The organism is Rhizobium leguminosarum (assembly GCF_019798305.1).
Lineage (GTDB): Bacteria > Pseudomonadota > Alphaproteobacteria > Rhizobiales > Rhizobiaceae > Rhizobium > Rhizobium leguminosarum_U.
Genome location: NZ_JAAXDD010000003.1, coordinates 113731 through 130965, shown reverse-complemented (window position 1 = coordinate 130965; position 17235 = coordinate 113731). Strand labels below are relative to the sequence as shown.

Annotated in this window: 17 protein-coding genes; 14 read left to right on the top strand and 3 right to left on the bottom strand. The window is 63.5% G+C overall.

Features of this window, described 5'->3' with window-relative positions; translation table 11 throughout:
- Position 1: 1 nt before the first annotated feature.
- Genes HFO99_RS06560 through HFO99_RS06550 form a run of 3 tightly spaced genes read left to right on the top strand, consistent with a single transcriptional unit; the run spans position 2 to position 2123 of the window.
- Positions 2 to 634 carry a precorrin-8X methylmutase gene (locus tag HFO99_RS06560; protein ID WP_163880975.1) on the top strand — a complete coding sequence of 211 codons (633 nt, stop codon included), beginning with the start codon at positions 2 to 4 and terminating at the stop codon, positions 632 to 634.
- The gene (locus HFO99_RS06555; protein ID WP_222360066.1) at positions 631 to 1362 is read left to right on the top strand and encodes a precorrin-2 C(20)-methyltransferase; all 732 of its coding nucleotides are present in this window, start codon (positions 631 to 633) and stop codon (positions 1360 to 1362) included. The genes HFO99_RS06560 and HFO99_RS06555 overlap by 4 nt, the downstream gene beginning before the upstream one ends.
- Positions 1359 to 2123, top strand: coding sequence for a precorrin-3B C(17)-methyltransferase (locus tag HFO99_RS06550; protein WP_222360064.1), 765 nt, complete (start codon positions 1359 to 1361; stop codon positions 2121 to 2123). The genes HFO99_RS06555 and HFO99_RS06550 overlap by 4 nt, the downstream gene beginning before the upstream one ends.
- On the opposite strand, the gene HFO99_RS06545 is transcribed toward HFO99_RS06550, so the two are convergent.
- Complete coding sequence (locus tag HFO99_RS06545; protein WP_222360062.1) at positions 2087 to 2857, bottom strand: cobalt-precorrin-6A reductase; 771 nt, start codon at positions 2855 to 2857, stop codon at positions 2087 to 2089. The two genes, HFO99_RS06550 and HFO99_RS06545, sit on opposite strands and share 37 nt — an antisense overlap.
- Between HFO99_RS06545 and cbiE the strand changes: the two genes are divergently transcribed.
- Entirely contained in the window at positions 2856 to 4088 is a 1233-nt protein-coding gene (gene cbiE / locus HFO99_RS06540; protein WP_222360060.1) for a precorrin-6y C5,15-methyltransferase (decarboxylating) subunit CbiE, read from the top strand. The genes HFO99_RS06545 and cbiE overlap by 2 nt on opposite strands.
- A gap of 4 nt (positions 4089 to 4092) precedes the next feature.
- Positions 4093 to 4851 carry a precorrin-4 C(11)-methyltransferase gene (gene cobM, locus HFO99_RS06535; RefSeq protein ID WP_222360058.1) on the top strand — a complete coding sequence of 253 codons (759 nt, stop codon included), beginning with the start codon at positions 4093 to 4095 and terminating at the stop codon, positions 4849 to 4851.
- A gap of 21 nt (positions 4852 to 4872) precedes the next feature.
- Here cobM and HFO99_RS06530 read toward each other — a convergent pair whose 3' ends face one another.
- Together HFO99_RS06530 and HFO99_RS06525 are read right to left on the bottom strand one after the other, a co-directional pair.
- Positions 4873 to 5685, bottom strand: coding sequence for a TIM barrel protein (locus tag HFO99_RS06530; RefSeq protein ID WP_222360056.1), 813 nt, complete (start codon positions 5683 to 5685; stop codon positions 4873 to 4875).
- 161 nt (positions 5686 to 5846) lie between these two features.
- Positions 5847 to 6875, bottom strand: a complete 1029-nt coding sequence (locus HFO99_RS06525) for a LacI family DNA-binding transcriptional regulator (protein WP_222360054.1) — start codon at positions 6873 to 6875, stop codon at positions 5847 to 5849.
- 132 nt (positions 6876 to 7007) lie between these two features.
- Here HFO99_RS06525 and HFO99_RS06520 point away from each other — a divergent pair, with 132 nt between their 5' ends.
- The 9 genes from HFO99_RS06520 (at position 7008) to HFO99_RS06480 (ending at position 17194) form a co-directional block, all read left to right on the top strand.
- Positions 7008 to 8096 (top strand): fatty acid desaturase family protein, encoded by a 1089-nt coding sequence (locus HFO99_RS06520; RefSeq protein WP_222360051.1) that lies wholly within the window; start codon positions 7008 to 7010, stop codon positions 8094 to 8096.
- A 21-nt stretch (positions 8097 to 8117) separates the two neighbouring features.
- Positions 8118 to 8432 carry a MocE family 2Fe-2S type ferredoxin gene (locus tag HFO99_RS06515; protein WP_003548266.1) on the top strand — a complete coding sequence of 105 codons (315 nt, stop codon included), beginning with the start codon at positions 8118 to 8120 and terminating at the stop codon, positions 8430 to 8432.
- 11 nt (positions 8433 to 8443) lie between these two features.
- Entirely contained in the window at positions 8444 to 9670 is a 1227-nt protein-coding gene (locus tag HFO99_RS06510) for an NAD(P)/FAD-dependent oxidoreductase (protein WP_222360049.1), read from the top strand.
- A gap of 25 nt (positions 9671 to 9695) precedes the next feature.
- Positions 9696 to 10511 (top strand): 3-methyl-2-oxobutanoate hydroxymethyltransferase, encoded by an 816-nt coding sequence (locus HFO99_RS06505; protein WP_222360047.1) that lies wholly within the window; start codon positions 9696 to 9698, stop codon positions 10509 to 10511.
- 29 nt (positions 10512 to 10540) lie between these two features.
- Positions 10541 to 11539 (top strand): NUDIX hydrolase, encoded by a 999-nt coding sequence (locus tag HFO99_RS06500; RefSeq protein ID WP_222360045.1) that lies wholly within the window; start codon positions 10541 to 10543, stop codon positions 11537 to 11539.
- Between the two features lie 64 nt (positions 11540 to 11603).
- Entirely contained in the window at positions 11604 to 12575 is a 972-nt protein-coding gene (gene nadA / locus HFO99_RS06495) for a quinolinate synthase NadA (RefSeq protein WP_222360043.1), read from the top strand.
- Positions 12572 to 14113: an L-aspartate oxidase gene (locus tag HFO99_RS06490; RefSeq protein WP_222360041.1), complete on the top strand. Its 1542-nt coding sequence runs from the start codon at positions 12572 to 12574 to the stop codon at positions 14111 to 14113. The genes nadA and HFO99_RS06490 overlap by 4 nt, the downstream gene beginning before the upstream one ends.
- Entirely contained in the window at positions 14091 to 15014 is a 924-nt protein-coding gene (gene nadC / locus HFO99_RS06485; protein ID WP_222360039.1) for a carboxylating nicotinate-nucleotide diphosphorylase, read from the top strand. The genes HFO99_RS06490 and nadC overlap by 23 nt, the downstream gene beginning before the upstream one ends.
- 188 nt (positions 15015 to 15202) lie before the next feature.
- Positions 15203 to 17194: a BTAD domain-containing putative transcriptional regulator gene (locus HFO99_RS06480; protein ID WP_222360413.1), complete on the top strand. Its 1992-nt coding sequence runs from the start codon at positions 15203 to 15205 to the stop codon at positions 17192 to 17194.
- Positions 17195 to 17235 lie beyond the last annotated feature (41 nt).

The following is a 17235-nucleotide window of genomic DNA, read 5'->3' as shown; positions in this document are numbered from 1 at the left end:
AATGCCAGACTACGATTATATCCGCAGCGGCGATGCGATCTACGAGCGTTCCTTTGCGATTATCCGTGCCGAGGCCGATCTTTCGCGCTTCACCGACGATCAAGCCGAAATCGCCGTGCGCATGATCCACGCCTGCGGGCTGGTCGAGGCGGCGGAGCATTTTGTCTTTTCCGCCGATTTCGTCAGTGCCGCGCGCGACGCGCTGAAGAGTGGCGCGCCGATTTTCTGCGACGCGGAAATGGTATCCCAGGGCGTCACCCGGGCACGGCTGCCGGCGCAGAACGAGGTGATCTGCACACTGCGCGATCCCGCGACACCCGAGCTTGCACGCGAGACCGGCAATACGCGCTCGGCCGCCGCCATGCATCTCTGGCTCGATCGGCTCGGCGGAAGCGTTGTCGCGATCGGCAATGCACCGACAGCGCTCTTCCATCTGCTCGAACTCCTGCGCGACGGAGCCCCGAAACCCGCGGCGATCCTCGGCATGCCCGTGGGCTTCGTCGGTGCGGCGGAATCGAAGGATGCATTGGCGGAAAATTCCTACGGCGTCCCCTTTGCCATCGTCCGCGGCCGGCTCGGCGGCAGCGCCATGACCGCAGCCGCCATCAATGCACTGGCGAGGCCGGGCCTATGATGACAAGCGGCCGTCTCATCGGCGTCGGCACGGGTCCCGGCGATCCGGAGCTCCTGACTATCAAGGCCGTCCGCGCCATCGAAGGCGCTGATGTGATCGCCTATTTCGCCAAGCAGGGCAGGGGCGGCAACGGCAAGGCGATCGTCGAGCCGCTGCTGAAATCCGGGGTGACGCTGCTGCCGCTCTATTATCCGGTGACGACCGAAATCGACAAGAACGACGAACGCTATCAGAGGCTGATCACCCAATTCTACGATCTGTCTGCCAAAGCTGTTGCCGAGCATCTCGATGCCGGGCTGACTGTCGCCGTTCTCAGCGAAGGCGATCCGCTCTTCTACGGCTCCTATATGCACCTGCATGTCAGGCTTTCCAAACGCTACTCGACGGAAGTGATCCCAGGCATCAGCGCCATGTCGGGCTGCTGGTCGCTGGCGGGCATGCCGATCGTCCAGGGTGACGACGTGCTTACCGTACTGCCCGGTACGATGGCCGAGACCGAGCTGACGCGCCGCCTTGCCGATACGCAAGCCGCCGTCATCATGAAGGTCGGCCGCAACCTGCCGAAGATCCGCCGGGCACTGGCGGCCGCCGGCCGGCTTGCGGAAGCCGTCTATGTCGAGCGCGGCACCATGGCGAATGCGGCGATGGAAAAGCTTGCCGACAGGACCGGCGGCGATGCACCGTATTTTTCGCTCGTGCTGGTGCCGGGCTGGGAGGGCAGCCGATGAGCGGCAGGCTTTTCGTGATCGGCACCGGTCCCGGCAACCCCGAGCAGATGACGCCGGAAGCGCTGGCCGCTGTCGATGCGGCGACGGATTTCTTCGGCTACGGACCTTATCTCGACAGGCTGGAGCTCCGCGACGATCAACTGCGGCATGCCTCGGACAATCGCGAGGAGCTCGGCAGAGCAGGGGCAGCACTCGCCATGGCAGCTGATGGCGCCAAGGTCTGCGTCGTCTCCGGCGGCGACCCCGGCGTCTTCGCCATGGCGGCCGCGGTCTGCGAAGCGATCGAGAACGGTCCGGCAGCGTGGCGCGCGGTCGATCTCATGATCCTGCCCGGCATCACGGCGATGCTGGCGGTAGCGGCAAGAGCAGGCGCTCCGCTTGGCCACGACTTCTGCGCCATATCGCTGTCTGACAATCTAAAGCCTTGGAATATAATAGAAAACCGTCTTGTCTTGGCGGCAAAGGCGGGTTTTGTCATCGCGCTTTATAATCCGATCAGCCGGGCGCGGCCCTGGCAGCTCGGCGAGGCCTTCAAGCTGTTGCGTGACCATCTGCCTGCAGCAACGCCGGTTATTTTCGGGCGGGCGGCCGGGCGGCCGGACGAACGTATCGCCGTCCAGCAGCTGTCGCAGGCAGATGCGTCGATTGCCGATATGGCGACCTGCATCATCATCGGCTCCGCCGAGACACGCATCGTCACGCGGCCAGGCCGGCTGGACCTCGTCTATACGCCGCGTTTCATGGCGGGGGGATATAGGTGATCGATCACTGCCAGCGCCGCCTCGACAGTGTCGACCGCCTTGACGATCGGGGCCGGCGCGCGCGTCACCATCATCACCTCGATGCCGAGCAGGCGGGCTGCCTCGATCTTCGCATAGGTGGCCGCACCGCCGCTGTTCTTGGCGACGATGACGTCGATGTCGTGCTGCCTCAGCAGATCGCATTCACCGTCCAGCGTGAACGGGCCCCGATCAAGGACGTACTCGACGTTATCAAGCGCAAGCGGCGGTTCGACGGGATCGACGCTGCGGACGAGATAGTGATGTTGCGGTGCGGCTTCCGCATGATGGGCGCCCTGCCGGCCCGTCGCCAGGAAGACGTGGCGGGGGGAGGGGCCGAGCGCTTCGATGGCAGCCGGAATGCTCCGCACGTCCCGCCAGCGATCGCCGGCCACGCGTTGCCATTCGAGACGGCGCAGAGCGATGGCGGCAATGCCGGTGGTCTCAGCCGCGAAAGCGGCATTGGCCGAAATCCGTTCGGCGAAGGGATGTGTGGCGTCGATCAACAGGTCATATCCGCCGGCCTTCAGGAAATCGGCAAGTGCGGCAGCGCCGCCGAAACCGCCGATGCGAACCGGAACAGGCTGCGTGGCCGGTTTTTCGGTGCGGCCGGCAAGCGACAGCAGAACATCGCAATCATCACCCGCCGCCAGCGCCTCGGCCAGCAGCCGCGCCTCGCTGGTGCCGCCGAGGATCAGGATGCGGGGTCTTCCCATGTCTGATGTCGCTCCTGCGTCCGGCCAGCGCTGGCTGACTATTATCGGCATCGGCGAAGATGGTCCAGAAGGGCTGGGCGAAGAGGCGAAAGGGCTGATCGCGACTGCACCCGCCGTCTTCGGCGGTGCGCGACATCATGCACTCGCTGCCTCGCTGATCACAGGCGAAAGGCTTTCCTGGCAGAGCCCGTTCGAGCGCTCGGTCGAGGCCGTCCTTGAAAGGCGCGGCACGCCTGTTGTCGTGCTCGCCTCCGGCGACCCGTTCCTCTATGGCGTCGGCGCGACGCTCTCCCGCCATGTGGCGGCGGAAGAGATGCGCACCATCCCCGCACCCTCGGCCTTCAGCCTTGCTGCCTCCCGCCTTGGCTGGCCGCTGCAGGAGGTCGCAACGATCTCGCTGCATGGACGGCCGATCGACCTGATCCGGCCGCAGCTGCACCCCGGACGGCGCATCCTGGCGCTGACTTCGGACGAGAAGGGGCCCGGCGACCTGGCTGCGCTGCTGACTGCCGCTGGCTTCGGTCAGTCACGACTTACAGTGCTCGAGGCGCTTGGCGGCGCTCGGGAACGGCAAAGAAGTGTGGCGGCGGCGGATTTCGACCTCCTGGACATCGACCCCCTGAATGTCTGCGCCGTCGATATCGCGGCAGGGGAGGGGGCTCGCATCCTGCCGTTTACGGCCGGGCTCGAGGACGAACTGTTCGAGCATGACGGACAGATCACCAAACGCGAAATCCGGGCGATGACGCTTTCGGCGCTTGCGCCGCGTCACGGCGAACTGCTCTGGGATATCGGCGCGGGATCGGGATCGATCGGCATCGAATGGATGCTTGCCGATCCCAGCCTCAAGGCAATCGCCCTCGAACAATCGCCGGAGCGGGCCGCACGTGTCGCCCGCAACGCAGCCGCCTTCGGCGTGCCGCATCTTGCTGTCGTCGAAGGTGCAGCACCCCTCGCGCTGAAGGCGCTGCCGGAACCGGATGTGATCTTCCTCGGCGGCGGCGGCAGCGAGCCGGGTGTTGTCGATACCGCGATTGCCGCGCTGAAGCGGGGAGGGCGGCTCGTTGCCAATGCCGTGACGCTGGAGATGGAAGCGGTGCTGCTCGCCGAACATGGCAAACGCGGCGGCTTCCTCACGCGGATCGAAATATCGCGCGCACAGCCTGTCGGCGGCATGAGCGGCTGGCGGCCGGCGATGCCGGTGACGCAGTGGCGCTGGATAAAAGGATGACGAGATGACGGTGCATTTCATCGGCGCGGGGCCAGGTGCTGCAGATCTGATCACGGTGCGTGGCCGCGATCTCATCGCCCGATGCCCGGTCTGCCTTTATGCCGGTTCGATCGTCTCGCCCGAACTGCTGCGATATTGTCCGCCGGGCGCACGTATCGTCGATACGGCGCCGATGTCGCTCGACGAGATCGAGGCGGAATATCTTCGCGCCGCCGCGGCCGGCCAGGATGTTGCCCGGCTGCATTCCGGCGATCTCTCGGTCTGGAGTGCAGTCGCCGAGCAGGTGCGCCGACTTCAAAAGCATGGCATCGACTATACGATGACGCCTGGTGTTCCGGCCTTTGCCGCTGCGGCCGCAGCACTCGGTCGAGAGCTGACGATCCCGGCTGTGGCGCAGAGCCTGGTGCTGACCCGCGTTTCCGGCCGCGCATCACCAATGCCGAACGACGAGACACTGGCGAAGTTCGGCGCGACGGGCGCGACGCTGGCGATCCATCTGGCCATCCACGCGCTGAAGCACGTGGTCGAAGAATTGACGCCGCTTTATGGCGCCGACTGCCCGGTCGCAATCGTCGTCAAGGCCTCCTGGGCGGACGAGCGCATCCTGCGCGGCACGCTCGCCGATATCGAGGCAAAGGTTGCCGCCGAACCGATCGAACGCACAGCGATCATCTTCGTCGGCCCATCACTGGCAGTGGAAGATTTCCGCGAAAGCTCGCTCTACGATCCGGCCTATCAGCGTCGGTTCAGAGGCAGAGAGTAGCGTCAAGCGACCACGCGGCTTTTAGACCCGCGCGCTAAGATACTCCATGCTGGCGCGCAGCGCGCCGCCCGGATCCTTCAGCGCATGCACCTCCGCCGCGAAGGGCTCGAAGGAGACCGGGCCGGCATAACCCGCCTGCAGCAGCGCCCTGACCTGCCCGGCATTGTCGAGCAGATCGTCGGCATCGACCAGGACGCGGTGAGAATCGTGCATATCGGCAACAGCAACGGAAGGATCGCTGACCCCGGAAATGTGAACGAGGCCGGCCAGCTCAGGGAAGGTCGCCGCTTCGCCGGCAAGATGATGGTGGAAGGTGTCGTGGACAAGCCTGAAGGTCGATTCCGCGCCGAGTTCCTTGATGGCCTCGGCCGCCTCGGTCTTCGAGCGCAGCGAGCAGATCTCGAAACCGAGCGGCTCGACGAGACCGATAATACCGGCCTCCTCCAGCATCGGCTTCAGCGCAGCCAGGGACTGACGCAGATTGGCCTGCCGTTCGCCATCGGCGCAGCCAGTGCCGTCATTCTTCGGAACGAGGACGAGCGCCTTGGCGCCCGACGCGCTGGCATAATCGATCAGCTCCTGCGCTTCGGCAGCCCGGGTCGCGTTCCACTCGTTGAAGCGCTGCAGGGCGTTGATCGAGATGATCATCACGCCATGGTGGGCGGCCGCTTGCCTGATCACCTCGGGTTTGGTGCCATCAAGGATGGCGTTGCCGGAAAGGTCGTTGCGGATCTCGACGGCATCGATGCCGAGCGATCTGGCCAGCGCGAAGAAATCGCCGATGGCAAGCGACGGCGCGGCCATATGGTTGAGCGCAAAACGGATCGAAGTCATGATCGGCATCTCCTCCTGATCTCCGCATCAGGGCGGAGCGGTCCTCGTGAATGGGTCCGCAAATCTCTATCGGAATTCGCATCGCAATCCATACGTCATCGCCGGCGCCCGCTTTCATTGCTGAGAGAATTTCGAACGGAATGATGGAATTTCATCATTGCTTAGATGTTCTCCGAAATATGGATATCGAAAGGCAGGAAGAGTTGCCCGGGAACAGCCGTTTCACCGTTTTCGATGGCGCCCGTCATCAAGACCATCAACTCCTTACAGAGGGAGGGCAGGGGGGTTCCGATCGCCATGGCGACGATATCGTCGGCAAGACCGGCTTTGCTGTCGGGCGTCAGTTCGTTGACCACGAGGACGATCTTGCCGCCGACGCCTTCTTCGCGGAATGCCGAAATTGCCCCCTCCATGCCGCCGCCGCAGACATAGAGGCCGACGAGATCGGGATGTTTCTGCAGCAGCGTCAACGTCGCCTCGTGGGTGATCTCGGCGGTCTCGAGATTGATCAGCGTGTCGACGACATCGAAATCAGGCGCATTCTCGCGAAAATAGGAGCGAAAGCCGATTTCTCTGAGCTCATGGCCGTGAAAACGGTGGCTGCCGACGAAACAGGCGACCTTTCCGGGCCTGGCGGCCGTGCGCGCAATCGTCCAGGCGGCGGTGCGCCCGACCTTGCGGTTGTTGACGCCGACATAGGCGTCGCGCACGCCGGTGGCGAGATCGGAAAGCAGCGAGAACACCGGAATGCCGCGCTCCTTCAACTCCTCCACCGCCGTCGTCACCGCCGGATAATCCGGGCCAACGAGAGCAACGGCCTGGTTGCGCGCGCCGAGCGCCTTGATCTTTTCGACGATGGCAGCCGGTGTCGCGGCTGACGGAAAGTCGATCTGCGTCTGGATGCGCGCGCTCGTCAGCGCCCGTGCCGCGGTTTCGATCTCACGCACGAAGCTCTGATAGAAGGGTTGCATCGGCTTCTGCAGCAGGAAGGCGAGCCTGTATTGCGGCAGATCCTCGAAGACGCGCTGCTTGATCAGCCCGACAGCGTGATAGCCGATCGACTGCGCCGCATCATAGACCCGTCGCGCTGTCTCCTCGCGCACCCGGTGGCGCGCGTTGAGAACGCGGTCGACGGTGGCGACACTGACGCCGGAGGCGCGGGCAAGATCGGATATGGTGGGACGGCGCATCGGCGTTCCTGATGGATTCAATCATGAATGCAAGCCATTTTTGATAGCTTTTGATAGATTATATCAAACCTGCATTGAGCGCCTTCCAAAGTCAACCTATTCTCCCAGGCAAGGGCATAACGGGAGCGGATAATGGCGACCCAGACGAAGAAACGTGACTACGACCTTCTTGGCGAAAGCGGACGCACCGCCGTCGAGACGGGGCTTGCGGCAGCCGAATGGTACCACACCGACATTCCGCGCAAGGAGATGAAGGCGTTGATGCAGCGCTCCGATGCGCCGGCGATCCGCGACACGATCATCTGGCTCGGCGCCATGGCAATCTTTGCCGGGCTTGGCATCTATTTCTGGGGCTCGTGGGTGGCCGTGCCCTTCTTCCTCGCCTATGGCGTGCTCTACGGCTCGGCCACCGACAGCCGCTGGCACGAATGCGGTCACGGCACCGCCTTCAAGACACGCTGGATGAACGATGTCGTCTACCAGATCGCCTGCTTCATGATCATGCGCAACCCGGTGACATGGCGCTGGAGCCATGCGCGCCATCATACCGATACGGTCGTCGTCGGCCGTGATCCCGAGATCGCCGTGATGCGGCCGCCGGATCTCTTCCGGGTGGTGCTTAATTTCTTCGGCATCCTCGATGCCTGGCATGCGATCGTCGATATGCTGCGCAATGCCTTCGGCGTCGTCAGCGCGGCGGAAGAGACTTTCATTCCCGAGATGGAGCAGCCGAAGGCGATCCGCATTGCCCGCATCTGGCTGGTGATCTATCTGGTGACGATCGCAACCGCGATCGCCATGGGCTCGATCCTGCCGCTGATGCTGATCGGCCTGCCGCGCCTCTACGGCGCCTGGCACCATGTGCTGACCGGACTGCTGCAGCATGGCGGCCTTGCCGACAATGTCATCGATCATCGGTTGAACAGCCGCACGGTCTACATGAACCCGATCAGCCGCTTCATCTACTGGAACATGAACTATCACGTCGAACATCACATGTTTCCGATGGTGCCCTACCACGCGCTGCCCAAGCTGCACGCGATGATCAAGCACGACCTGCCGGCGCCGAACCCGTCCATCTGGTCCGGCTATCGCGAGATGATCCCGGCCTTCCTGCGCCAGCTGCGCAACGAGGATTATTTCCTGAGGCGCGACCTGCCGGCCACCGCTCGGCCCTATCGCGAGGAATTCCACAACGAGCTGGCCCCGGCCGCGCAATAATTACAATTCAGGGAGGACAAGATGAGCGGAAATTGGATCCAGGTCTGCGACAAGGATGAGATCGACGAAGAAGATGTCATCCGCTTCGATCACGACGGGCGCACCTTCGCGGTCTATCGCAGCCCGGACGACGAGTTCTTCGCGACCGACGGGCTCTGCACGCATGAACATATCCATCTCGCCGACGGGCTTGTCATGGATGAGATCATCGAATGTCCAAAGCATAATGGCCGCTTCAACTACAAGACGGGCGAAGCCAAGGGGGCGCCTGTCTGCGTCAACCTCAAGACCTATCCTGTCAAGATCGAAGACGGTGCCGTCTTCATCTCGCTCTGAGGGAGGCCGGCGTGGTTCATTTCGTCATCCTGGGTGCGGGCGAATGCGGTGCGCGCGCCGCCTTCGCCCTGCGGGAAAAGGGCTTTGCCGGCGAGGTAACGCTGGTTGGCGCCGAGCCCCTTGCCCCTTACGAGCGGCCGCCGCTTTCGAAGACCGGTCCCGCCGATGCCAGCGATCCGAAATTCATCGCCGCTGCGGAAAAATATATCGAAAACGGAATCCGGCTGCTGACCGGCCTCGAGGCCAGGGATTTCGATCCCGCATCCAGGACTGTCACGCTTTCGGACGGGACGGCGCTCTCCTACCACAAGCTTCTGCTTGCAACCGGTGCGGCCGCGCGTTCGCTCCCCGGTGCGCCAGAGGGCAGCCGGCATATTCGCTCGCTGAGGACGCATCATGATGCGGCGGCGCTGCGCGATGCAATGAAGCCTGGCCGGCATATCGCCATCGTTGGTGGCGGCTTCATCGGACTGGAACTTGCGGCAACGGCGCGGCTGCTCGGCGCCGATGTCACCGTCATCGAGGGGCTGGAACGCGTACTGAAGCGCGGTGTACCGGAGGAGATCGCCCATCTGCTCACCGCGCGCCACCGCGCTGAAGGCGTCGATATCCGCTGCGGCGTCTCCATCGAGGGGCTGACTGCGGAAAACGGCAAAGCCCAGATCAAATTGTCGACCGGCGAGGTCATCGAAGCCGATCTCGTCCTCGTCGGCATCGGTGCACGGCCGAATGTCGAGATCGCCGAAAGAGCGGGCCTCGCAATCGACAATGGCATCGCCGTCGACACCCATCTCCAGACCTCCGCACCCGATGTCTTCGCGGCTGGTGATTGCTGCTCCTTTCCGCTGGCGATCTATGGCGGTCGGCGGGTGCGGCTCGAATCCTGGCGCAATGCCCAGGAGCAGGGCACATTGGCCGCGGCCAACATGCTCGGCCTCAACCAAGCCGTTTCATCAGTGCCATGGTTCTGGTCGGACCAATACGACTTGACGCTGCAAATATCGGGCCTTGCCGAAGGGGCCGCCACGCATCAGCGCCGCGATCTCGGCCCAGGCGCCTTCATTCTCTTCCATCTCGACGCCGACGGTCGATTGATCGCCGCAAGCGGCATCGGGCCGGGCAATGCGGTGGCACGCGACATCAGGCTCGCCGAAATGCTGATCGCAGCGCGCGCCCATCCGAACCCGGCAGCGCTGGCAGCCAGCGAGATCAAGCTGAAATCCCTGCTGGCCGCCTGAGCTGCCGATATTTTCAAAGGAATTGATGATGAAAAAACATAGACGCGCAACCGTCGCCGATCTGCTTTCGGAAAAAGGCAAGCGCCAGCTCACAATGCTGCGCGTCACCTCGCTGGAGGAGGCGGACGCCGCCGAAAAAGCGGGGATCGACATCGTCTCCGTGCCGCCCTCGCTGCTCGGGCCAGTCTTTCGCGAGATCGCCCCCACTCCCTTTGCCATTCCGGGGCTCGAATATGGCGATCATGTCTCGGCCGAGGACTATCTGCGTGCGGCCTTCGCAGCGCTGAAGGCAGGGGGTGATGCGGTCTATTGCGCCGCAAGCCTGCAGACGATCCGGCGCATGCGCGATGAAGGCATCCCGGTCTGCGGCCATCTCGGGCTGATCCCTTCGAAGGCGACATGGACCGGCGGCTTCCGCGCCGTCGGCAAGACGGCGGCGAGTGCCGCCGAGATCTGGCGGCAGACCAAGGCGCTGGAAGAGGCCGGCGCCTTCGCCGCGGAAATTGAAGTCGTCCCGGGGGACGTCGCTGCCGCCATCAGCAGCAACACATCGATGCTGATGATCTCCATGGGAGCAGGCAGCGGCTGCGACGCCCAATATCTCTTCGCCGACGACGTGCTCGGCGCCAATCGCGACCACTATCCGCGCCACGCCAAGATCTATCGCGACTTCGCCGCCGAACACGACCGGCTGCAGCGCGAGCGCATTGCCGCCTTCACCGAATTTGCCGAGGATGTCAGGACCGGCGCCTATCCGGAAAAGCGCCATCTCGTCGGTATCGACGACGTTGAACTGGAAATCTTCCTGCAGCGGCTGAAAAGCGAGACAGGCAATAGCTGAGAGCAACCGCGCGCTATTGCTTCGATGATGTGGGAAGCGCCGCAAAGGCGCTTCCTCTCCATTGGCTTCCGTGCCGGCCTGTGTCAGGAATTATCCGTTCGATTCATTCGGAACGGAGTATTCGGTCCCCTGTGACGATCGGCTTTGCGCATGCGGAATTGATTGCGGTGCTCGTCGCGGTGACGGGGGACGAACCGCGCGTGATGACCATCCGCTCCGGCAACGCGCTGCCGTCGGGCCCCTTCGAAATGGGGCATCGCACCCTGCAATCGGGCCTGCGCGAATGGGTGCAGGAGCAGACGGAACATCCCGTCGGCTATCTCGAACAGCTCTATACCTTCGCCGACCGCGACCGGAACAACGACATCCCTGGCGGGCGGACGATCTCGATCAGCTATCTTGGCCTCGTCAACGAGCAGTCGGGCGCCGGCCGGCCGGGATGGCATGGCTGGTACGAATATTTCCCCTGGGAAGACCACCGGCAGGGCCGGCCGGCCGTGCTTGACGCGATCATGGCGCGTCTGAAGAGCTGGGCCAACGCGGATCCGGCAAGACGCGACCATCGCCATCGCCGGGCGGATTTCACTTTCGGCCTCGATGGTGGCGGCTGGAACGAGGATCTGGCGTTGCAGCGCTACGAACTGCTTTACGAGGCGGGGCTCGTCTCGGAAGCCGGATGCGTGGCGGAGGCCAATCTCGGCCGCGCGATGTTTGCCGATCACCGCCGGATTCTCGCAACCGGGATCGCCCGGCTGCGCGCCAAGATCAAATACCGCCCTGTCGTCTTCGAGCTGATGCCGGAGAACTTCACGCTGCTGAGGCTGCAGCGCACCATCGAGGCGCTCGCGGGGCTGACGATGCACAAGCAGAATTTTCGCCGCCTCATCGAACAGCAGGAACTGGTCGAGGAAACCGGCGGAACCGAAAGTGAAACCGGCGGCCGGCCAGCCAAGCTTTTCCGCTTTCGCCACACCGTGCTCGAAGAACGGGCGCTGGCAGGAACGAAATTACCGCTCTCCCGCAATTGACATATGCTCATCGCGAGAATATCTCTTTGGATATGCTCAAAGAGAGCATAATTAGGAGCCGGTCATGAATTATCCTGTTTCCGCATCCTCGCTCTACGAGCGCGTCAGCCGCGTCATTCCCAAAGCCGAATGGATGACGTTCGAGAATGACGTCGACGCGATCCTCGAACTCAAGCGCCGCCGCAACGCCGTCATTCTCGCGCATAACTATCAGACACCGGAGATCTTCCATGGCGTGGCCGATATTGTCGGCGACAGTCTGGCACTCGCCCGCAAGGCGATCGAGGTCGACGCCGATGTCATCGTGCTTGCCGGCGTGCATTTCATGGCCGAAACCGCCAAGCTGCTGAACCCTGAGAAAACAGTATTGATCCCGGATCTCGGCGCTGGTTGTTCGCTGGCGGATTCGATCACGCCCGAGGATATCGCGCTGCTGCGCCAGACCCACCCCGGCGTGCCCATCGTCACTTATGTCAATACGTCCGCCGCGGTGAAGGCTGCCTCCGACATCTGCTGCACCTCGGGCAATGCAAAACAAGTGGTGGAATCGCTCGGTGTGCCGAAGGTGCTGATGATCCCGGACGAATATCTGGCGCGCAACGTCGCCCGCGAGACTGACGTCGAGATCATCGCCTGGCATGGGCATTGCGAGGTGCACGAACTCTTCACCGCCGAGGATGTGCGCCAGCTGCGTGAAAACCATCCAGGCGTCACAGTACTCGCCCATCCCGAATGCCCGCCCGAAGTGGTGGCCGAAGCCGATTTCGCCGGCTCCACCGCTGTCATGTCGGATTATGTCGGCAGGCAGAAACCGGCGCGTGTCGTGCTGCTCACCGAATGCTCGATGAGCGACAATGTCGCCGTGCACCATCCCGATGTCGAGTTCATTCGCCCCTGTAATCTCTGCCCGCATATGAAGCGCATCACGCTGGCCAATATCCGCGCGGCCCTCGAAGAAAACCGCCACGAGGTCACCATCGATCCGGCAATTGCCGTGGCCGCGCGCCGCGCCGTCGAGAGGATGTTGGCGATATGACCAAGATTCTCGAACATCTCACTGGGCGCACGGTGATCGTCGGTAGCGGACTTGCGGGGCTGATGACCGCGCTGACCCTGGCGCCTGAACCCTCCATCATCGTCACCCGCGCGGCCATTGGCGCGGAGACATCGAGCGCCTGGGCGCAGGGTGGCATCGCCGCCAGCATGGGCGCCGACGACAGCGCAGCGCTGCATCTTGCCGATACGCTTGCGGCCGGCGACGGGCTCTGCGATCCGGCCATTGCCGCCGGCATCATCGCCGAGGCGCCGGCGGCGATCGCCGCGCTGGAGCAAGCCGGCGTCCGCTTCGACAGGAATGCCGCAGGAGACCTCTCGCTCGGGCTGGAAGCAGCCCATAATCGCCGTCGTATCGTCCACGCCGAAGGCGATGGCTCGGGTGCTGCGATCATCGCCGCGCTGATCAAGGCGGTGATGGAAACGCCAGCTATATCAGTGCTCGAAGGTTTCGAGGCGCGGCGGATTCTGATGGACGGAGAGCAGGTCGCCGGCCTGCTTTGCGCGACCTCGAATGGCGCCGCCATTCTGCCGACTTCAAGGGTGGTGCTCGCCACCGGCGGCATTGGCGGGCTTTACGACGCAACCACCAATCCGATCGGCAATTTCGGCCAGGGGATCGCGCTCGCGGCAAGGGCCGGCGCCGCGCTCGCCGATATGGAATTCGTGCAGTTCCATCCAACGGCGCTCGATTCACGCCGCAGGCCGCTGGCGCTCATCAGCGAGGCGGTGCGCGGCGAGGGGGCTTTGCTCGTCAACGAACGCGGCGAACGGTTCATGGCCCGCATATCAGGCGCCGAACTTGCAGCGCGTGACGTGGTGGCGCGGGCGATCAGCGCCGAAATCGCCCGCGGCTGCAGGGTCTTCCTCGATGCCCGCGCTGCTCTGGGCAGCCGCTTCGCCGCCCGTTTTCCTGTCATCTCGAGCCTTTGCGGTGAAGCCGGCATCGATCCGGCGAAAGACCTCATTCCTGTGCGCCCGGCCGTTCACTATCACATGGGCGGTGTCGCCACGGATGCAAATGGCCGCAGCTCGGTTCCCGGCCTCTGGGTCGCCGGTGAGGCGGCCTCGACCGGCCTGCACGGCGCAAACCGGCTTGCCAGCAATTCGCTGCTGGAGGCGGCTGTCATGGGCATGCGGGCGGCACGCGACATATCAGGTATGCCGGCGAGTGGTACCGGCACCGTCTTCGCCGAGAGACTGCCGGCGCCGGCCGATGCATCGCTCGTCCGACCGATCGTCTCGCGCCATCTCGGCGTGCTGCGCAATGCCGGCGCCATTCAGGGCGCGATCGCCGCACTGCTGCCGCTTGCCGAAGGCAACGGCCCTGCCGCCGATCCGGCCATCGTCGCGCTGCTGATCGCCGTCTTTGCCAGCCTGCGGATGGAATCGCGCGGCGCCCAAGCCCGCACCGATTTTCCGCTGAAGCTCGCCAATGCCAACCGGCGCCGGATGTGCCTTTCCGATGTTCTGGAGATCGCCCGCGCGACGCCGCCCTATGCCCTTGCAAGGAGTGCCTGAGATGAGCCTCGTTCCCCTTCCGCGCCTGATCGTCGAACCTTTGGTGCGGGCCGCCCTGCTCGAAGATCTGGGTCTTGCCGGTGACATCACCTCGGCCTCGGTCATTCCTCGCGATCACCGTTCGACGGTGGTGATGGCGGCCCGCCAGCCGGGCGTGATCGCCGGTCTCGATGCCGCCGAACTCGCTTTCGCCCTCGTCGATCCCGAGATCGTCATGCGCCGCCACCTCCAGGATGGCGATGCGGTCAAGCCCGGCGATGTGATCGCCACCATCGAAGGTCCGTCACGTGGCCTGCTGAGCGGCGAGCGCACCGCGCTGAATTTCGTCGGCCACCTCTCCGGCATTGCGACTGTGACGGCTGAGATTGCCGCCGCCATCCGCGGCACCAGGGCTTCCGTCGCCTGCACGCGCAAGACGACGCCAGGGCTGAGGGCGCTGGAAAAATATGCAGTGCGGGCCGGTGGCGGTATGAACCACCGTTTCGCGCTTTATGACGCGGTGCTGATCAAGGATAATCACGTCGCCATCGCCGGTGGGGTCGCTGAAGCGATCCGTCGGGCGCGGGCTGGCGTCGGCCATATGGTGAAGATTGAGGTCGAAGTGGACACCCTCGATCAGCTGCGTGAAGCGATGGAGACCGGCGTCGATGGCGTGCTGCTCGACAATATGACACCGGATCAGCTGCGCGAGGCCGTCGCCATCGTCGCCGGCCGGGCCATCACCGAAGCGTCCGGCCGCGTCACTCCGGCAACGGCCGCGGCCATCGCGGCTTCCGGTGTCGATCTCATTTCCGTCGGCTGGCTGACACACAGCGCGCCGGTTCTGGATATCGGGCTTGATTTCGTAGAGGCCACAACCGCTACGGAAGTAAGCCCGAGACGGATTGCACAGGTGCTTTGACCCCTCAGGCCTATTCACGGCGTAAATAGCCTTCGGCCGAACGAAAACCGCGCCTCAAGCAAGTGTTGACAAAGCATTACCTGCCCGTGTGCGGCGCGAATATGCAAATATTCGATGAAATTTCTTCTTTTTTAAGCAAAGCCGCTATGCGCCGGGCTCTTATAGCTCTAACATGATTTTGATTGGCCGTGCGCTTGTGCGCCTTGGCTTTCAGGGGTGAGAACCGAGATGCGACGGACATCCGGCAGATGCTGACGAACAGGTTGTGCCTGCTCGGAAGACCGCGATTGCTGGCGGCGGGGAAGGAACTCCCCTTGCCGGAGAAGTCTTATTTTCTCCTCGCCATGCTCGCCGCCGAACCCAATTTCGAACTTGACCGCGAAACCGTCAGGCGACAGCTCTGGCAATCGGAGCTGCCGGAAAAACGGGCCGGCAGCCTGCGCCAGCTGCTCGCGCGCATCGAGCAGAGCGTTCCCGCTGGCCTTCCACAGCTGCTTGCCGCGACCCGTACCCATATCGGCCTTGCTGATGGCTGGGAGGTCGACGTTCATATACTGAAACAGAAAGGGCCGCTCGCACCCGAAGACGGTGGCCTCCTGAACGGCGAATTGCTCGAAGGCGTCAAATCGCCGACGCAGGGCGCCGAGGACTGGCTGACCTTTGAGCGCCAGCGTGTCGATGAACTGCGCTCCGCCCATCTCACCCGGCTGGTCGAGACATCAGAAGAAAGATCGGATGAAGAGCAGGTCACGCTTGCCAGGCGCCTGCTGGAACTCGACCCTGCCAGCGAGACAGCCTATCGCGCCTTGATGCGCACCTATGTCAGGATGAACGACCCGGCAGCGGCGCGTCAGGCCTATCTGAAGTGCAAGAGCCAGCTGAAGGACGACTTCGACACCGAGCCGGAAGAAAGCACCACTGCTCTTGCCCGCGAACTCAACCTGGCGCCGGCAGCACAGGCGACGTCGGGACATCCACAGTCGGCGCTTAACCTTTCCGTCAATCCGGTCGGCCAGCCGCGCATCATCATTCTGCCGCCCGAAAGCATCTTCACCGATCCGCTGATGGAGCGCGTCGGAAGGGCCCTTCTCGAAGACGTCACCATCGGCCTTAGCCAGCAGCGCGGCTTCAAGGTAATCGCGGCGCATACGAGCCTGGAGATCCTCAGCCGTTCGATCGATCCGTCGCGTGCAGTGCCCGGTCCGCTCGACCTCAGCTTCGACTATGCGGTCTACGTCACCATCCAGGGCCGCGACGAGGATGTCTTTGCGACCTGCCGGCTGACGCGGACAACGACATCGGAGGTAATCTGGGCCATCGAACTGCCGCTGGTCATGCAGAAGATCAGCGAATCCTTCGCGCATCTGACGCGCCGGATCGTCTCCTCGCTCGCCGACACGATCGAACGCCACGAGCTGGCCATGCCGATCGGCGAGGCGCCGCCGTCCGCCTACCGTCTCTACCTTGAAGGCAAACGGCTGATTGCCCAGACCGATCTGCAGCATCTGCGCCAGGCGCGCAAATGGTTCAAATCCTCGCTCAATCGTTACGAACATTTCTCTGCCGCCCATGCCGGCATGTCGCGCGCGCTCGGCATGGAATGGCTGATCCGCGGCATGCGGGACAAGGAACTGCTCGACGAGGCGAACGGTGCTGCCCGGCAGGCCCAGCAGTCCGACCCAAACAGCGGCCGGGCCTACCGCGAGCTCGGCTTCGTGGCGCTTTATCGCCGCCGTTTCGACGAAAGCCTCGAATATTTCCAGCAGGCCCAGGATCTCAATCCCAACGACGCCGACATCCTCGCCGATTTCGCCGATGCCCTTTCCCATGATGGCGATTTCGATCGAGCGCTGGAGCTCAGCCGCGCGGCCTTCAAACTCAATCCGCTGCCGCCGGACTATTATTACTGGAACCTCGGCGGCATCCACTTCATGCGCGAAGAATATGAAATGGCGATCGAGGCGCTGGAGCCGGTGAAGGCGAAGCAGGCAACAGCCCGACTGCTCGCCGCCTCGCATGCCATGGCAGGCGATACGGGCAAAGCCAGGAATTACGCCAGGGTGGTGCTGGAAAACTTCCCCGATTTCCGCAGCGAGGATATCCGTCATTTCGTCCCCGATCGCGATCCCGCCTATACGGAACCGCTGATAAAAGGCCTGCAACTTGCTGGTCTTCCCTGATTGCACGGCCTTTTAACGAAGCCTGTAACGCTTAAATGACG